This window comes from Chthoniobacterales bacterium, from assembly GCA_039930045.1.
In the GTDB taxonomy this organism is placed as follows: Bacteria; Verrucomicrobiota; Verrucomicrobiia; order Chthoniobacterales; family DASVRZ01; genus DASVRZ01.
In genome coordinates this window covers 65,784-83,485 of sequence record JBDSQB010000014.1, presented here as the reverse complement: position 1 = coordinate 83,485, position 17,702 = coordinate 65,784, and the positions used below count along the sequence as shown (strand labels likewise).

The window sequence follows — 17,702 nt, the reverse complement described above, 5'->3', positions numbered from 1 at the left end:
ATGCTAAAGACCGTCCCAGTGCTGGGTGTGCCGGTCGCTTGCGTGGATTATCAAACTGGCTTGGACGAGGCCCTGCGTCTGGCGCAATTGAACCGCCCGTCCGCTGTTTCCGCCTGCAACACGCACCTCATCGCCGCTGCCCGGAAAGACACGACTTTCAATGCAATCATGCAGTCGTTCGACTTGGTTTTGCCTGACGGTATGCCGGTTGTCTGGATGATGAATCGCGAGGGCGCCGGGCTGAAAGATCGCGTTTACGGCCCGTATTTCATGCGTTACGCGCTCGAAAACGCACCTCCTTCGCTGCGGCATTTTTTCTTCGGCTCCACCGAGTCCTGTCTGGCGGAATTGGTCGAAGCAGCCAAAAAAATCCGACCCAATATCGTCATTGCTGGTGCGTTTTCACCTCCCTTTCGCACTTGGACCGAGGAAGACCATGGTGAACATGCGCGGTTGATTGCGGAGTCCGGCGCCGACTTCATCTGGGTCGCGCTCGGTGGAGAAAGGCAGGAACGCTGGATCATCGAGCAGCAAACGCACTTCAGTCGAGGAACCTTTTTTGCCGTGGGTGATGCCTTCGAACTCCTGGCCGGGAGACGCCCGTATGCGCCGGACTGGATGCAAAATAACGGCCTCACTTGGGCCTACCGTCTGTATCAGGAACCCACCCGTCTTTGGCCGCGCTATTTTAAGTACAACTCGTTGTTCCTGAGATACTTAATTCAGGATACGCTCCGTCCGGTTAGGGAATCTGCACCGGGTAAAAAAATCGCGTTTCTCGGTTCCCGCGGCGTGCCTGCACGTTATGCGGGGTTTGAAACAGTCGTCGATGAATTGGGCGGCCGACTGGTCGAACGCGGCTACAATGTTTCCGTTTACAATCGCTCGAATTACTACCCGGAAAAGCCTCGCGAACATCGCGGAATGCGCCTGATTTACATTCCGACGATCCGAATTCGCAGCACGGAAACGATCCTCCACACTTTGCTATCGTCGCTGCACGCCATGACCTGCGATTACGACGTTGTTTACCTCTGCGGGGTGGGAAATTCCTGTCTGGCTGGTTTGCTGCGGCTAGGCGGTCGAAAATTGGTCATCAACGTCGATGGCATTGATTACAAGCGTCCCAAATGGAGCGGGTTCGCCCGCTGGTGGCTGCAAGAAAGTGAACGCTGGGCCATGCAACTCTGCGACCGCGTGATTGCCGACAATCTGACGGTCGTCGAACATTACCGAAAACAGTATATCTACCAGCCGCAATACATTGCCTACGGAGCCAATGTCGATGTTCCCCCGGCGCCGCTGACTGAGCTGGAAAAATGGGGATTGCAGCCACGGAATTACATCTTGTTTGTATCGCGTTTATCGCCCGAAAACGACGCTGACCTGCTGATGCGAGCCTATGCGCGTTCCGGGGTTCTGCTACCGCTGGTCATCGTGGGCTCGCACGGATACGAGTCTGAGTATTATGCGCAGCTTCAAAGTCTGGCGACTGAGACGATGATTTTTACCGGCGCCGTCTTCGGTGAGGGATACCGGGCCTTGAGCCAAAACTGCCGGTTTTTCGTCCTTCCAGCCGCCATTGAGGCCACCCGTCTCGTCCTTTTAGACCAAATGGGTTTCGGCAATGCGATCTTGTTCCGAGAATCTCCTGCAACTCGCGAAGTGATCGGCGATTCCGGGGAGGCATTTGCCTTTGGCGACACTGCGGAAAACACGTTGGCAGAGAAAATCACCATCCTGGCAGGTGATGAAATACGTTGTAAACAACTGCGGGAGAGTGCCTTGCAGCGAGCAAGAGACATTTACAGCTGGGATCGTGTGGCGGAACAGTATGTCCAGTTATTTGCCGGGCTGAATGAAAGAACAGTGACGCTATGACGACTTTCTCAGTAGTCACACCTAGTTTTCAGCAAGTCGAATGGCTGCAACTCGCTATTCGTTCTGTGGCCGATCAGCAAACGTCGGAACTACAGATCGAGCACGTTATCCAGGATGCCTGCTCAAGCGATGGAACCGCAGAAATGCTGGCCTGCCAGCCTCATCTCACGGCGTTTATCGAAAAGGACAACGGCATGTATGACGCCATCAATCGCGGGTTGCGCCGAACCACGGGCGAGATCGTTTCCTATCTCAACTGCGACGAACAATATCTGCCCGGCACATTGGCTAAAGTGTCCGATTTTTTCGCCAAAAACCTGGACATCGACATGCTTTTCGCCGGTCTCATCGTCGTGGATGACCACGGGCGCTACCTTTGCAGCCGAAAAGTACTGCCGCCGCTACCCGCGCACACCCGCGTCTGCCATCTTAGCACTTTTACCTGCTCGACCTTTTTTCGACGGCGACTGTTGGACGAGCACGGCTTGTATTTTGATCCTGCATGGAAGGCGGTCGGCGATGCCGAATGGATTTTGCGCTGTCTCCGGAAAGGCGTGAAAATGGCCGCGATTCCCGATTTCGCCTCAGTCTTTGTCGATACCGGCAGCAATCTTGGGGGGACTGCCGCCAGTAATGGCGAGCGAAACCGCCTGCGCGATCAGGCTCCGCTTTGGGAGCGCGCCTCCGTGCCGCTTATCGCTGTCCATCATCGTCTGCGCCGCTGGCTGGGCGGAATTTATCAGCAACAACCTTTCGAATATTCGATTTACACAAAAGACAGTCCTGAAAAACGAACCGCATTTTCAGTTCCTCACCCAACGACGATGTGGAGGCAACGCTTCACTTGGCTGCGATGATTTCCGTGCTTCTATTTGAGTTGCATCACCTTGGCGACGCGGTTTTGAGCGTTCCATTTGTGCGCGCGATGCGTCGGGAAAACACACGGGAGTTGCATGTAATTTGCCGGAACGGCTCCGTGGATATTTTTCGTAAATTCCTCCCCCTCAATCAGATCCACCCGTGGGAGCCGTGGTGGGAGCTGAAGGGAATCGCGAAACTCGTCAGCCTACGACGGCTCATTGCCCTTCGAAAAACCCTCCACGAGTTGAAGCCCGCTCAAGCTTATTGCGTGTGGGCAGATTCGCGCGTTCATGCACTCATGAGGCAGGCAGGAGCAACGCAGACATTCAGCTTTCCGGTAAATCAGCAAAACTTCTACGCCCACGAACGTCCGTGGCGGCGGCGGCGTATGAAACTGGGCCAGTTTTTGGGATATTTTGCGCCACTCACCCATCCTTTACAGCGGGCCGACTATCAGCAATCGCACCTCAAGGATTGGCAACAACTCACCGTGGCCGCCGGTCTCCAATGGAATCCGACAACGCCTTGGTTCCAAGTAACGCCACATGTAAAAGCCAGCGCATTTCGCAATCCCAACCGGAAACTCTGGCTAATTCATCCTGGCGGTCGCCTAGCCACCAAAAGATGGCCGCTCGACCGTTTTCAACATCTCCTAAACACCACTTTTAGAGAGCGGACTTCCATTCTTATTGAGCCGCCGGATAGTCATGCCCTGATTTCTGACAACCCTGATCATCTCTCGTTACGGGCGCACGATTTCGACGAATTGCTCTCTCTCGTTCAGGCTGCGGACGCCGTTCTTTGCAACGATTCCCTCGTGTCCCACCTGGCTGCCTCCTTGGGAAAACCGGTCTGGACCATCTTTGGATCCGCCAATCCCAGCTGGTTTGCGCCTTATGAAAACGCCGCGCGCGTGATCGCTTGCGATGTCTGCTCCTACCGTCCGTGCATCGATCGCTGCGTGCATTCCTCCCCTATTTGCCTGGAAGCCGTGAGCGTCGAACAAGTGGCTCAAAGTCTTCCCAGCGATGCAGCCTTGGGCTAAGTATCTGCCATGTCGCCTTCCCTCATCCTCATTTTAGGCAGCGGCGGCCTCTTGGGGCGTCATGTCGTTCGGGAATATTCTTGCTCAGACCAGCCCGTCGTCGCCTTCTCGCACCAGGATCTTGATGTCACCGATGAAAAAACCATCATCGCCGTTCTGGACAAGATTCGGCCCAAAGTCGTCATCAACTGCGCTGCGCTTTGCCATTTTCAGCAGTGCGAGGATCATCCTAAGCAATCCGCGCAGGTCAATCGCGATGCCCCCATCCGGCTGGCGGCACTGACTGCGGAGCGCGGCATCCGGCTCGTCCATTTTAGCACGGATTATATCTTCGATGGGCAGACGGAAACTCCTTACCGTGAAGAAGATACGCCCCACCCGCTGTCCGTTTACGGCATCCATAAAGCCGCCGTGGAAGCGGCGTTCCGCTCGTATCCGGGCCATCTTTTGCTGCGGGTGGCCTGGTTATTTGGCGACGGTGGAAGGACTTTTTTGAGCCTCTTGCCCGATCTTTTGATGCACCACAGTACATTGGAAGTCGCCTCGGGGAAACGCGGCTCCTGTCTGCACGTCGGTTATGCCGCGCAGATCATTCGCCAGCTTGTGAGCAACGGCAGCTCGGGATTATTCAACCTTGTGCATTCCGGCGAGGCGAGTTGGGAAGGCTTTGCCCACGAATGTCTGCGGCAGCTAAAAGAGCGCCGTCTGGCTCCGCAGTGCCAGAATCTTGTGGAAATCCCGTTGGAAAAAATGAGCGTTTTGAGCGGCTCGCGTCCGCTTTATTCCGTGCTGGATGTCTCAAAACTGGCTGAAGAATTGGGGTTTCAGCCGATAGACTGGCGCGATGGATTGAGCCAGTTCCTCGACCTCAATTACCCCAGTCAGCGCCCGGTTCTTGCCTAACTGTGCGGGCTGTGGGATTAATGCCACGCAGTTTATTTGCATGAATTCCGCCCCTAAATCACCCCGGCTCCCATGGATTTTGCCTGTGCTGGCCACGCTGGCCATCTTTGTGGCGCTCTTCTTTGTGTTCCCGTATGCCAGCGGCTATGGCGACAAACTGGGCAGTCTCTACGCCATTTTTTATGCGCTCTCGACAGATTACGGAAGCTGGGGGCATTGCCTTCTGGTTTTTCCCATCGCGGCAACTCTGGTTTGGTGGAAACGCGTCGCACTGGCAAAAATCCTCGTGCGCGGCAGCAACTGGGGCCTCGTTCCTATTGTTTTTTCCATGCTGCTCTACTGGATCGGGTATAAAACCAGCGTCCAATATTTTGGCTTCGTCAGCGTGCAAATTTTCATCGGCGGCGTGCTGATTTTCTTCCTTGGCTGGCGATTTTTCAAAACGCTGCTCTTCCCGTGGGCTTTTCTGGCGTTTGCCTGGCCGTTCATTTTCCTCGATGCGGAAATCGCGTTTCCGCTTCGGATGAAAATGTCTGCCCTCTGCTATCATTTCCTGAACCTGATCGGGGAACCGACGCTCCTGAGTGGAACCGCACTCGTTTCCGCGCCGGATTACGTGCGGCATCTGACGGTGGGCCAGCGGTTTCAAGTGGACATCGCCGATCCATGCTCGGGCATTCGCTCGCTCTTTGCGCTAACCATGATCACGTCGCTCTACGGCTACCTGACGCTGCCGAAGACGTGGCAAAAAATGATCCTCTTCCTGATGGCGTTCCCGCTGGCCATCGCGGGAAATTTCGTCCGCATTCTGCTGCTCACTTTTGGCACATTGGGCTTTGGCTCCGAATTTGCCATCGGCACGCTGGATCATCCGACGTGGTTTCATACGGGAGCGGGCTATTTCGTTTATATCGTCGCCTTGGGCGGCATGGTGTTGCTGGCTGGTCTGCTCGATCGGAACTGGCATAAGGCGAGTCCGGTTCTTCCCTCCGCGGCAGCATTGGAGGGCAAGGCATGAACACCGCCACCGCCGAACCTTCCAGCTTCGTCACCGGTTTGCAGATCAGCGTCTGGCGTTCCGTTGTTCTTCTCGTGATCGGCTTTGGAACGCTGGTTCTTTGTTATTTGACACCGAATGTCAACAGCGTCACCGAGGCTGGCGTGAACATGAATCTGCCGATTTTTCTCGATCAATTCATGGGTCAGGACCAGGAGGCGTCGCTCTCCGAAAAGGTTATGCTGCCGGGCGACACGCAAATTACCAAAAAACTTTACTCTTCCCTGCACGGTGAATACGTCACCTGTCAGATCGTGCTCAGCGGCGGCGAGAAACGCAGCATTCACCGTCCAGAAACCTGTCTGCCGGGTCAGGGCTGGACGATTGGCGCGGCTCAAAAAGTGCCCGTTCGTCTGGAGAATGGCCAGACGCAGAATGTAATGAAACTCACCCTCACTCGGGTTGTCGAGGTGGCCGAGGGCGACCAACGCAAGATCACCAGCGATTTTTATTATTGGTTTGTCGGCAAAGACAAGACAACGCCGGAACATCGCGAACGCGTTTTGCTCACCAGTTGGGATCGCGTTTTTCACAACGTGAATCACCGCTGGGCCTACGTAATCGTCAGTGGCATGGTGCCCGACCAGAGCCGCCCGGGAGCGAAAACCGAGGCGCAAACCTCAGCCGAGCTCGAGAAATTCATCGGAAAAATCGCCCCGAAGATCCAGCACCCGGATGTGATTTCCCATTAAACCGGCAGCCGCCGAGTCGAGTTAGATTTCTTTCTCCAGACGCTCGCTGAGCCACTGCTTGATCATGCTTTGGTAATTGAGGTAACGGGAGCGCGCCAGGCGTTTGATGCGGGCGAGCATCCGCGGGTCGAAGCGCAACGTGATCGTGGTGGAGTCGCGCATCTCTGTTTTCTGGAGCGACGCCTGGAGCAGATGCTGCTCAATGCGCGTCTCCTGCCAGAAAGCTGCCTCGTCTTCCTCGGAGTTAAAAACTGGCACTTCAGACCAATGGGCAATGCTTTTCATAGGGCAAACTCCGCGTTTTTCCGGTCGTAATAACTTTGCTCCTCGGGAGCCATCTCGCGCGAGGAGATCACCCGATAACGTTTCCCGTCGGTCCAGAACACGCTGAAAATGCAGCGTCCTCCAATGGATTTTCCGAGGCAGAAATAGCGCGCCTCGCTAGTCAGGCCGACCGACTCCGGCAGAAATCGCAGGCTGAAAGGATCTTCAAACGACTCCTCAATCTCTTTCGGAGTGACCTTTTTCAGATCAAAAGGGGCATCAAGCCAGTCAAAATCCATGAGTCAGAGGGGAAATTAGCGGGCGCTTTGGATCAGCTCGATTTCGTAACCTTCGGGAGCGTCGATGAAGGCGATTTTACTGCCGTTCGACGAAGTGTGCGGACCATCACTCAGCGGATAACCCTTCGCTGCGACTTCTTTGGCGAAGGCATCCATGTCCTCCACTTCGAAGGCGAGATGGGTGAGATCTGGACCCACTACGACGGGTCCGCTCTCGTCGAATTTACAAATTTCGATCTCCTCCGCGCTGCCAGGAGCCTTGAAAAACACCAGTTGCGAGCCACGTCCGGATGTATGTCGCCGCGTTTCCTCAAGCCCGAGCACTGCCTTGTAGAAATGGACGGTTTTTTCCAAATCCTGGACGCGATAACGAGTGTGAAGCAGGCGTGTCAGCATAATTGAGGGGAAATCCAAGTTTCGCACTTTTCGTAGTGGAAAAAGCGACTCATCCTTCATACTCCCTATACGCGGCGCGTAAAGCCCAAACCCACCCAACCGACCTTTTTACCCACTCATTCCCATGCTCTATCTCGGCATCGACAGCGGCACCCAAAGCACCAAATGCATCGTCCTCGACACGGAAACCTGGGAGATCGTTGCCTCGGCTCAGTCGGGTTACAGTCTTATCGCTGGACTGCCGCCGGGTCACCTTGAGCAACATCCCGAGGATTGGCTCACCGCCACAGAAACGACCATCGCAGACTGTCTCGACAAGCTCGGCAGCCGACGCGACGCCGTGCGCGGCATTGGTATCAGCGGCCAGCAGCACGGGCTGGTGGTGCTTGATCGAAATGGAAACGTCATCCGCCCGGCCAAGCTCTGGTGCGACACCTCGACCGCGTCCCAGTGCGAGGCATTTGCGCAGGAATTTGGAAGTCAGCGGAATATTATCAAACTCGCGGGCAACGTCATTTCACCCGGCTTCACTGCGCCCAAACTACTCTGGCTGAAGGAAAATGAGCCAAAACATTTTGCCGCGATCGACTCCGTTTTGCTCCCGCATGATTACCTGAATTACTGGCTGACCGGCGACAAAACCATGGAATACGGCGACGCCTCGGGCACAGGTTTGCTCGATGTGCGGACGCGCGAATGGTGCGGGAAACTGATCGATTTTATTGACCCCGATCTGGTGGACAAACTCCCCAAGCTGCAATCGTCCCAAAGTCCAGCCGGGCTGCTGCGCGAGGAATTGCGCCAGCGCTGGGGACTCTCGGCCAACGTGGTCGTTTCCTCCGGCGGCGGCGACAACATGATGGGTGCCATCGGCACGGGCAACATTCGGCCCGGAGTCGTTACCGCCAGTTTTGGAACTTCGGGCACGCTCTACGCCTGCGCCGACAAACCGATCATCGACCTCGAAGGCGATGTGGCCGCTTTCTGCGACAGCACAGATCATTGGCTGCCGCTGATTTGCACGATGAATGTGACCGTCGCCACCGAGCAGGTCCGGCAACTCTTTAACTGGGATCACGCCACGCTAAACTCCGCCATCGCTGAGGCCGCGCCCGGAGCGGGTGGGCTGCTATTTCTCCCTTACCTGAATGGCGAGCGGACCCCGAATCTGCCCAATGGAACCGGTGTGCTGCACGGCCTGACCACGAAAAATATGAACCCGCAAAACATCGCCCGCGCCACGATGGAAGGCGTCACACTCGGGCTCGCCTATGGCCTGCAACGGCTGGCGCAGCTAGGCGTACAGGCGACTGAGATTCGACTCACCGGCGGCGGAAGCAAGAGCGCCGTCTGGCGGCAACTGGCGGCGGACGTTTTTGGAGTTCCAGTCGTTTGCCTGGCTACAGCCGAGGGCGCGGCGCTCGGCGCGGCGGTGCAGGCGGTCTGGATCGATGGCACCACCAATGGACGCGGCGTTTCCCTGGCCAGCCTTTGCGAGCAGGCCGTCGCGCTCAATCCGGCGACTCGTTGCCAGCCAAACAGCGCGCTTCAGGAGCTTTATGGCGATCTGCTCAAGAGACAGACCTCAATCACCCGGCAGTTGCATCAGGCCGGGCATTTGTAACGGAACTTCGCTTATTGAATAAGCCCCGGCTCGGACTGGACGGGGAGATTGTTTTTGTCGATCAACGCCTTCGCATCAGCATTAACAGGGTCGAGTTTGAGCGCATTCAGAAGGTCGGCCTTGGCCGAGGTTTTGTCGCCCGTGGCGAGATGCGCCTCAGCCCGGCCCAGCAAGGAATTCAGGCGCGATGGATCGATAATGAGCGCTTTGCTGAATTCCAAAATGGCGTCCTCGGGTTTTTTATTCGCCAGCAACGCCTGGCCGCGCGCTTCGAGTAGATCGGGCCAGTCGGGTTGCAGAACAATGGCGAGTTCGTAGCTCTCCATCGCGCCCGCCGGATCGCCAGCGGCGAATTTCGCCCGGCCTTCATTGTAAAAATCACGCGCCCCGGAGTTGATCACGATTGGCGTGGGCTTGGGCGTGGGAGCGGCCTCGTTCATCGTGCGGCTATAGAGTTCCAGATTCGATTTCGAGGGGTCGGCACCGCCGCCGAGACGATCATTCAGCTTCAGGACACGCTCATTTTCTGCTGCTTCCAATTCCCTCTCCCGCACCTCGGCCTTCACCCGCTCGACTTGCAACCGATGGCTGACCTGTGTGCTGTGATAAATAATCCAGCCCACGGCCAGCGGCGCGGCGATCACGCAAATGCCAACGGAAATCTGGAACAAAATCTTTTTTTTCCGATTCAGATTATCCGGGCTGTGGCTGGTGCGAGGGGTAGTCTTCGGTGCGCGCGCCTGGACCTTCTCAATTTCCTTTTGCAGCGGACGAAACTCCTCGTAGATATTCAGCGCCTGGAGGAAAATGGTGAGCGTCTCCGGGCGATCCGCCGGGTTGGTTGAAAGTCCGATGGGCAGATGCGTGCGCCATTCCGCCGGAGCTTGGGAGAGCAGCGCCTGCGCCGCCGCATGATCGAGGTCGCCCGAGGCGTTGAGCGGTGGATTTTTGCCGGTGAAAAGCTGGAAAGCCACTGTCGCGAATGCATAGATGTCGTCGGCATGTGACGGTGGACTCCCGGCCAGACGCTCCGGGCTGAGGCAGGCGAGTTTCCAGGTTTCCTCCGGGCTGCCGGTGTCCTCCCCGGGGGGAGTCAGAGGCGGATGAAACCCGAAATCGGTGATCTTGGCCGTGCGGCGATGGGTGGGGATGAGAATATTCCAGGCATTCAGATTGCCGTGCAGAATGAAATGTTTGTCGTGCGCAGCAGCGAGGGCGCAACCGGTGGTTTTCAGAATCTCAAGGGTTCGCAGGAGTGGGAGGGTTTTTCCCGCCTGCAGGGTCATCGCCGCCAGTGACGGGCCCATTTCATACGAATTGGACAGCGCCAGCCACGGTCCCTCGTGAAAAAACTCCATCGTGATCACGATGTCGGGATGATTTAAAATCCGCAGCCGTCGCAAAAAATCACGCCAGATGAGGCGCTCCTCCTCCGTCTGCTCGACATTGGCCGAGCGGAAAAGCTTCAGGGCCACCTCGCGACGAAAACGTGGATCGTCCGCCAGCCAGGTCGTGCTGCAACGGCCTTTGCCCAGCTCGGAAATGAGGGTAAATCGCTGGAAAATCCGGGCTCCTTTTTCGATGCGAAGCTCCTTTGTGATTGGGCGCAAAGTTCCCGGCAGGGGGGGGTCGGAGATTTTGGGAACGAATTCCATGTACGAGCTTCCTCCTAAAGATTGGCGGGGGAGATGTCAACTGCCGCACCTTGCTATTTTCCTCCAAAAGCGATAATCTGGAAAGCATTAGGAAAACTTATGACAGCATTGATTTCTGAAGATTCCGCCATTGAAAAAGTCCTCGCGGGCGAACGAATTTCGGCGGCGGAAGCCATGGAATTGTATCGGCTGCCGCTCCCGGAGTTGGGCTGGCTGGCGGATCAGCGGCGGCAGCAAAAAAAGGCCGCAGCCTACGGCGGTCGCGGTAATGAGGTCGTCACTTACATCATTGATCGCAACATTAATTACACCAACGTCTGCAATGTTTACTGCAAGTTTTGCGCGTTTTACCGCACCGAAAAAGACGAGGACCATTACGTTCTCACCCATGAGCAGATCGATCAGAAAATCGAGGAACTGAGCGCCATCGGCGGCGTCCAAATCCTCATGCAGGGAGGCCACCATCCCAAGCTCGGGATCGATCATTACCTCGAACTGCTGCATCATATCCGGGAAAAATTTCCCCATATCAACATCCACGCGTTCAGCCCGCCGGAGTTTAATCACTTCTCGCAAGTCTTCCAAATGCCTCTGCGCGAGGTGATTACGAAATTCAAAGAAGCCGGGTTAGGGTCGATTCCGGGCGGGGGCGGCGAGATTCTAGTGGATCGCGTGCGCAACCGAATCGCTCCATTGAAATGCAACTCGGATCAGTGGCTGGAGGTGATGGCGATTGCACACGAACTCGGGTTGAACACGAGCGCGACGATGATGTTTGGCCACGTGGAAACGGTCGGGGAACGCATCGAGCACTTGCAGCGGTTGCGCGATCAGCAGGATGCGACGGGCGGTTTCACGGCTTTCATTTGCTGGACGTTCCAGCCGGAAAACACCGTGCTGAAAGCCGAACCGGTCGGCAGCGCGGAGTATCTGCGGATGCAGGCGTTGTCCCGGATTTTTCTGGATAATTTTGACAACGTGCAAAGCTCCTGGGTGACGCAGGGTCCGAAGATCGGCCAGATCGCAATGAAGTATGGCGCGAATGATTTTGGCTCCGTGATGATGGAGGAAAATGTGGTCAGCAACGCCGGCACGTCGTTTCGGCTGGCGGTTGATGACATTCGCCGACTGGTGATCGAGGCTGGCTACGAACCGCGGGCGCGGGACAACTGGTATCGCCTGCTAGATTAGCCCAGATTTCGCTGCAACTCGGCTCAATTTCGGCGGCTTGCGTCTTTTCTTTTGGAGAAACGCTTGACCTTGGCCCCTGTTTTCCCCCATCTATAGCCCGCTTTGCGGGATTTTCCCGTGCGCGCACCAACCTTATTATGACCACCATTCCCACCACCTTGAGAATCGTTTCCGCTGCCTTTCTGCTCCTGCTCACCGCGTTGCCCGCGTTTTCGCAAACAGCGCCGAGTGCTCCGATTGTGCAATCCATTGAGGTCCAATACGCTGGTCCAGCCGCGATCAGCAAGGAACGCATCCTTGCCAACATCCGCACCACGGTCGGCAAGCCTTATTCGGAACCCGTTGTCGAGGAGGATATTAAGAGCCTCTATCGCACCGGCGCTGTGACCAATGTCCGCATGTTTGGCGAGCCTTCTGGAAACAACATTAAGGTCTTCATCGTGGTGCAGGGCAAAGCGACCGTCAGCGAAGTTGTCATCGACGGCGGCGAAATCATCAAACCCACCCGCATTCGCAAGGAAATCACAGCCAAACCGGGCGCCGTCCTGAACGAAGACACGCTCGAGGCCGACCGCCAGAAGATCATCGAGATGTATCAGAAAAAAGGCTACACCGACATTGGCATCCAATACAAAAGCGACGTCGATGCCAAGACCGGCAAAGCGCGTGTGACTTTCACCATTTCCGAAGGCGCGAAGACGGAGATCAACGATATCAATTTCGCCGGAAACACCGTTTTCAAGAAAAAGCGGCTCATTCAGGAAATGAAAACCAAGCCGAAGAACCTGCTTTCGTTCTTCAATAAATCGGGCCAGTTGAGCGCAACCCAGCTCGACGAGGATCTTCAAAAAATCAAACTGCTCTACCAGGACGCTGGTTATTCCGACGTAAAGATCATTGATTCGCAAGTCGTCCGCATCAGCAGCAAAAAAGTGGACCTGAACATTTCGATCTCCGAGGGAACAAAATACACCGTTCGCTCGCTCGGCATTGAGGGCAATCAACTGGCCACCACGGAGCAAATCCGCGGCATTTTGCAGATGAAGGAAGGCACCGTTTTTGGTCCGACTCAAAGTCAAAAGGACATCAAGGCCATTGAGGATTCCTACGGACGCCTCGGTTACGCCGACATGAAAGTCGATTTGATCACGACTCCAGCCGGTCCCGGCGCGGTCAATCTGCAATACAAAATCGAGGAAGGCGTGCAAAGCTACCTTGAGCGCATCAACATCACGGGCAACACCCGCACCAAGGACAAGGTCCTCCGCCGCGAGCTGGTTCTGGCTCCGGGCGACGTCTATGACACCGTCCGCGTGGACATCAGCAAGAAACGTCTCGAAGGCCTCGATTATTTTGAGAAAGTCGAGACCTACGCCACCGACACGATGGTGCCCGGCCGCAAGGACTTAAATATCAATGTGGACGAAAAACGCACCGGCTCACTGAACTTCGGCTTCGGCTTCAGTTCTATCGATTCGTTGCTCGGATTCGCCGAGGTCACCCAGGGTAACTTCGACATCGCGGGTTATCCGAATTTTACCGGCGCCGGTCAGAAATTCCGGCTCAAATTGCAATACGGTGCCCGCCGCAAGGACTTCATCCTCGGTCTCACGGAGCCATATTTCATGGATAAAAAACTCTCGCTTGGTGGTGAGGTTTACTACCGCGAAGCGGATTACCAGAGCACGGTCTATTCACAGCGAAACTACGGTTTTGCCACGACGCTGCGCAAGCCTCTCGGCAATTTCACCCAAGCTCGTCTGGAATACCGCATTGAGGACGTCGGCATCTACAACCTGGATTCCGATGTCACCTCGGCCATTCGTGCAGAGGAAGGCGACAAGTTGAAGAGCCAACTCTCCTTCTTTGTCACAAACGACACACGCGACAGCGGCAAGCTCACCCGGACTGGCCATAAAATCGACGCGGGCGTTCATTACGCAGGCGGAATTCTCGGTGGCGACGTCGAGACTTATGGTTTCAGCCTCGAAGGCACCCAGTATTTCTCGCTGCCATGGGATACGATTTTCCTGATCAATGCCGAGGCTGCAGTCATCGATAGCTGGAGCAACGGCAATGTGCCGATCTTCGACCGGCTCTATCTCGGTGGCGCCAACAGCTTGCGCGGTTTCGATTATCGCGATGTCGGTCCCAAGGATGAACTCGGTAACCCACTCGGTGGCCGCACCATGGCGCATCTGACCGCTGAATACACCTTCCCGATTGTGGAAAAAGTCCGCGGTGCCTTCTTCTATGACACCGGCTTTGTCAGCGCAGACGCCTATGATTTCGGCGGCGACGTGAATTCCGACTTCGGCTTCGGTGTGCGCCTCGATCTTCCGATCGGTCCGATCCGCATCGACTACGGCATTCCCATCCAATCCGACCGCTTTAATGACTCTTCAGGCAAATTTAACTTCAATGTTGGCTATCAATTTTGAACGTATTCGCTTGCAGAAGGTCTCATTCCAAACCAAAAAGACACTCCCACTCTAACATCTAATGAAAAAATACCTCACCCTCACCCTCGCTGCACTCTCCATGGCATTTGCCTCCACGGCCTCTGCTGAACTCAAAGTCGGCACTGTGGACATGAACAAAGTCTTCCAAGGTTACTATAAAACCAAGGACGCCGAGACCAAGATCAACGACGCCCGCGCCGCCGCCAAAAAGGAACTCGACGACCGTATCGAAGGCTACAAAAAGCAGATCGATGAGATCAACAAGCTCAACGATGAGCTCAAGAAAACCGAGTTGAGCAACGACACCAAGGAGCAGAAAGCCAAGACCCGCGACGAGAAGATCAACGACGCGAAAGGCATGGAAAAAGACATCAACGATTTCCGTGTGACTCGCGAAAAACAACTTCAGGAACAAGCCGTTCGGATGCGCAATGGCATCGTTGAGGAAATCAACAAACTCATTCAGGACAAGGTAACTGCGGAAAACTTCGATATCGTTTTTGACCGTTCTGGAGCCAGCTTGAACAGCGTTCCATTCCTCCTCTACGCTCGCGACACCTTCGACTTCAGCCAGACGATCATCGACACACTGAACAAGGGCCAGACCGCTCCAGCGGCGGCTAGCGCCACTCCGACGGCAACTCCAGAGAAGACGCCTAAGGCCAAGAAATAAATCTCACTTCCATCTTTTAACCAGTTAGGGCAGCCTCCACAGGCTGCCCTTTCTTTTTCTCGCAGCCATTTTTCCCAAACCATGATTCTGAACGTCCAAGAAATCGTCGAACTCGTCGGGGGCACATTGTTATCTGGCGATGGCGCGACTCCCATTCAAGGCGTCGCCTCGCTGGTCGAGTCGCAGTCGAGTGACATAGCATTCTTCGCCAATCCCAAATATTTGGCGGACTTAAAGAGCACCCAGGCTGGGGCAGTTCTGGTTCGGCCCGACGTAGAGGTGACGATCCAAGGCGCGCTCATCGCCGTGGAAAATCCCTCACTCGCCTTCACTACCATCATGGCAAAATTCCGCCCCGAACCGCCGGTTTGGGCACAAGGGATTCATCCACGAGCGGTCATCGGAGAAAATTGTCAAATCGATCCCACGGTTTCCATTCAGCCAAATGTCGTGATTGAACCCGGGGTCACAATCGGTGTGGGCACGGTCATTGGCGCCAATACCTACATTGGCCACGGCAGCATCCTGGGAGAAAACTGCCTGATTTATCCGAACGTCACTATTCGCGAGCGCGCCCAGATCGGCAGCCGCGTCATCATCCACAGCGGAGCCGTCATCGGGTCCGATGGCTATGGTTTTGAGATGATCGACGGTCGTCACCAGAAGATTCCGCAGATCGGCATTGTCCAGTTGGATGACGATGTGGAGATTGGGGCTAACACCACCATCGACCGCGCCCGCTTTGGTCGCACGTGGATCGGCGCAGGCACCAAAATTGACAATCTCGTCCAGATCGCGCACAACGTGGTCATCGGAAAACACTGCCTCATTATTGCCCAAGTCGGCATCTCGGGGAGCACGCACCTCGGTAATTACGTCATCGTCGCCGGCGGAGCTGGTATCGTCGGTCATGTGAAAATCGGCGACCAAGCCATCATCGGGGCCAAGGCCGGCGTCAGCAAAAACATCCCCGCTGGCACCAAATGGATCGGTTATTACGCCGAACCTGCCAAGGACATGGCTGAAAAATTGGCTTACCAAAGTCGTCTGCCCAAACTTTTTGCCCGCGTGAAAGCACTCGAAAAGAGCGCCAGCGCCGAGTAAGCGCGATCCTATCCTGTTGCTTTTTCCACCGGCATTCTCCATCTTTTCCGCCCTATGAAAATCCAGCGTGCCCTTCTCTCCGTGTCCGATAAAGCCGGCCTCGTGCCCTTTGCCAAAAAGCTTGCGGAGAGTGGCATCGAACTCGTATCCACCGGCGGCACCGCCACCTTGCTGCGCGCGGAAGGCATCGCCTGCAAAGACGTTTCCGATCTCACCAAATTTCCGGAAATGATGAATGGCCGCGTGAAAACGCTGCATCCCCTCGTCCACGGTGGGCTGCTCTACGTCCGTGACAACGAGCAGCATGTGAAGGAAGCCGCCTCCGCTGGAATCGAGCCCATTGATTTAGTCGTGGTCAACTTGTATCCCTTCGAAGAAACGGTCGCCAAACCTGACGTCACTCTCGAACAAGCCATTGAGCAGATCGACATCGGCGGACCCTCCATGCTCCGCAGCGCGGCGAAAAATTACCGCTTCGTCACCGTCGTTACCGATCCCACGGATTATGAAGTTGTCTTGGCCGAACTCGCCGAAAATAATGGCGAGACCACCCTCAGTCTCCGCGAAAAACTGGCGATCAAAGTCTTTCAACTGACCGCGCGCTACGATCAGATGATCTCCACATTCCTCAATCGCGAGCAGGAATGCGGAACGAATTTTTCCCTCTCGCTCCCGCTCACCCAGCGCCTGCGCTACGGCGAAAATCCGCATCAGGAAGCCGCGCTTTACGGCCATTTCAACGACCATTTTTCTCAACTCCACGGTAAGGAACTTTCCTACAACAACATCCTCGACATCAGTGCGGCGGGCCGCCTGATTCTGGAATTTAATGAGCCCACCGTTGCCATTTTGAAGCACACCAATCCGTGTGGAGTTGGCAGCGACCCGGATCTGCGCGAAGCGTGGCTGAAGGCGTTTGCCACCGACAAGCAGGCGCCGTTTGGCGGGATTATTATTACAAACCGCCCGCTCACTGAAGCGCTCGCGCGAGCCATCGGCGAGATTTTCAGCGAGGTCATCATCGCACCGGACTTTGAGCCGGATGCGCGTGCGCTTTTGCAGAAAAAAAAGAATCTTCGTCTCATGCGCATGGCCGATGTGGCTCAGGGCGGAGCGCACGAACTCGACTATCGCGCCGTCATGGGCGGCGTCCTCGTGCAGGATGTGGACCGGGCGAATTTCAGTGGAATGGAAGAGAAGGTCGTCACCGAACGTCCTCCGACCATCGACGAAATGAAAGCCATGGCGTTTGGCTGGAAAATCGTCAAGCACGTCAAATCCAACGCCATTGTTTACACCAGCAAGGATCGCACACTCGGCATCGGCGCCGGGCAAATGTCCCGCGTAGATTCGAGTCGCATCGCGGTCTGGAAAGCAGGCGAGGCCGGGCTTTCGCTGAAGGGCAGCGCCGTTTGCAGCGACGCGTTTTTCCCATTCCCAGACGGCCTGATCGCTGCCGCCGAGGCCGGTGCCACTTGCGCGATTCAACCGGGCGGCTCCGTCCGCGATGCCGAGGTGATCGCTGCCGCCAACGAGCGGAAAATTTCCATGGTCTTCACCGGCATCCGGCATTTCCGTCACTAGCAACTCTGCCA

At 55.8% G+C, this 17,702-nt stretch carries 16 protein-coding genes; 12 read left to right on the top strand and 4 right to left on the bottom strand.

The window, feature by feature from the left end; translation table 11 throughout:
* From ABIT76_10690 to ABIT76_10665, 6 genes are all read left to right on the top strand, one after another.
* Positions 1-1,881 (top strand): WecB/TagA/CpsF family glycosyltransferase, encoded by a 1,881-nt coding sequence (locus ABIT76_10690; protein MEO7933613.1) that lies wholly within the window; start codon positions 1-3, stop codon positions 1,879-1,881.
* Positions 1,878-2,738, top strand: coding sequence for a glycosyltransferase family 2 protein (locus ABIT76_10685; protein MEO7933612.1), 861 nt, complete (start codon positions 1,878-1,880; stop codon positions 2,736-2,738). The genes ABIT76_10690 and ABIT76_10685 overlap by 4 nt, the downstream gene beginning before the upstream one ends.
* Positions 2,739-2,857: 119 nt before the next feature.
* Positions 2,858-3,787 (top strand): glycosyltransferase family 9 protein, encoded by a 930-nt coding sequence (locus tag ABIT76_10680; GenBank protein ID MEO7933611.1) that lies wholly within the window; start codon positions 2,858-2,860, stop codon positions 3,785-3,787.
* 9 nt (positions 3,788-3,796) lie between these two features.
* Positions 3,797-4,690, top strand: a complete 894-nt coding sequence (locus tag ABIT76_10675; GenBank protein ID MEO7933610.1) for an NAD(P)-dependent oxidoreductase — start codon at positions 3,797-3,799, stop codon at positions 4,688-4,690.
* 40 nt (positions 4,691-4,730) lie between these two features.
* Positions 4,731-5,708: an exosortase/archaeosortase family protein gene (locus ABIT76_10670; protein MEO7933609.1), complete on the top strand. Its 978-nt coding sequence runs from the start codon at positions 4,731-4,733 to the stop codon at positions 5,706-5,708.
* On the top strand, positions 5,705-6,439 hold the full coding sequence (locus ABIT76_10665; protein ID MEO7933608.1) for an exosortase-associated EpsI family protein: 735 nt from the start codon (positions 5,705-5,707) through the stop codon (positions 6,437-6,439). Before ABIT76_10670 ends, ABIT76_10665 begins: the two co-directional genes overlap by 4 nt.
* Before the next feature lie 21 nt (positions 6,440-6,460).
* On the opposite strand, the gene ABIT76_10660 is transcribed toward ABIT76_10665, so the two are convergent.
* Genes ABIT76_10660 through ABIT76_10650 form a run of 3 tightly spaced genes read right to left on the bottom strand, consistent with a single transcriptional unit; the run spans position 6,461 to position 7,398 of the window.
* Positions 6,461-6,724, bottom strand: a complete 264-nt coding sequence (locus ABIT76_10660; GenBank protein MEO7933607.1) for a CopG family antitoxin — start codon at positions 6,722-6,724, stop codon at positions 6,461-6,463.
* On the bottom strand, positions 6,721-7,002 hold the full coding sequence (locus ABIT76_10655) for a BrnT family toxin (protein MEO7933606.1): 282 nt from the start codon (positions 7,000-7,002) through the stop codon (positions 6,721-6,723). The genes ABIT76_10660 and ABIT76_10655 overlap by 4 nt, the downstream gene beginning before the upstream one ends.
* 15 nt (positions 7,003-7,017) lie before the next feature.
* Positions 7,018-7,398 carry a VOC family protein gene (locus ABIT76_10650; protein MEO7933605.1) on the bottom strand — a complete coding sequence of 127 codons (381 nt, stop codon included), beginning with the start codon at positions 7,396-7,398 and terminating at the stop codon, positions 7,018-7,020.
* A gap of 124 nt (positions 7,399-7,522) precedes the next feature.
* Here ABIT76_10650 and xylB point away from each other — a divergent pair, with 124 nt between their 5' ends.
* Complete coding sequence (gene xylB / locus ABIT76_10645) at positions 7,523-9,022, top strand: xylulokinase (GenBank protein ID MEO7933604.1); 1,500 nt, start codon at positions 7,523-7,525, stop codon at positions 9,020-9,022.
* Between the two features lie 11 nt (positions 9,023-9,033).
* Here the strand turns inward: xylB and ABIT76_10640 are convergent, their stop codons facing one another.
* Positions 9,034-10,677, bottom strand: coding sequence for a protein kinase (locus tag ABIT76_10640; protein MEO7933603.1), 1,644 nt, complete (start codon positions 10,675-10,677; stop codon positions 9,034-9,036).
* A gap of 99 nt (positions 10,678-10,776) precedes the next feature.
* Here ABIT76_10640 and mqnC point away from each other — a divergent pair, with 99 nt between their 5' ends.
* The 5 genes from mqnC to purH all read left to right on the top strand — a co-directional run bounded on the left by mqnC (position 10,777) and on the right by purH (position 17,691).
* On the top strand, positions 10,777-11,868 hold the full coding sequence (gene mqnC, locus ABIT76_10635) for a cyclic dehypoxanthinyl futalosine synthase (GenBank protein ID MEO7933602.1): 1,092 nt from the start codon (positions 10,777-10,779) through the stop codon (positions 11,866-11,868).
* A 137-nt stretch (positions 11,869-12,005) separates the two neighbouring features.
* On the top strand, positions 12,006-14,309 hold the full coding sequence (gene bamA / locus ABIT76_10630) for an outer membrane protein assembly factor BamA (GenBank protein MEO7933601.1): 2,304 nt from the start codon (positions 12,006-12,008) through the stop codon (positions 14,307-14,309).
* A 61-nt stretch (positions 14,310-14,370) separates the two neighbouring features.
* Entirely contained in the window at positions 14,371-15,003 is a 633-nt protein-coding gene (locus tag ABIT76_10625) for an OmpH family outer membrane protein (protein MEO7933600.1), read from the top strand.
* A gap of 81 nt (positions 15,004-15,084) precedes the next feature.
* Positions 15,085-16,107, top strand: coding sequence for a UDP-3-O-(3-hydroxymyristoyl)glucosamine N-acyltransferase (gene lpxD / locus ABIT76_10620; protein MEO7933599.1), 1,023 nt, complete (start codon positions 15,085-15,087; stop codon positions 16,105-16,107).
* A gap of 54 nt (positions 16,108-16,161) precedes the next feature.
* Positions 16,162-17,691, top strand: a complete 1,530-nt coding sequence (gene purH, locus ABIT76_10615; GenBank protein ID MEO7933598.1) for a bifunctional phosphoribosylaminoimidazolecarboxamide formyltransferase/IMP cyclohydrolase — start codon at positions 16,162-16,164, stop codon at positions 17,689-17,691.
* Positions 17,692-17,702 lie beyond the last annotated feature (11 nt).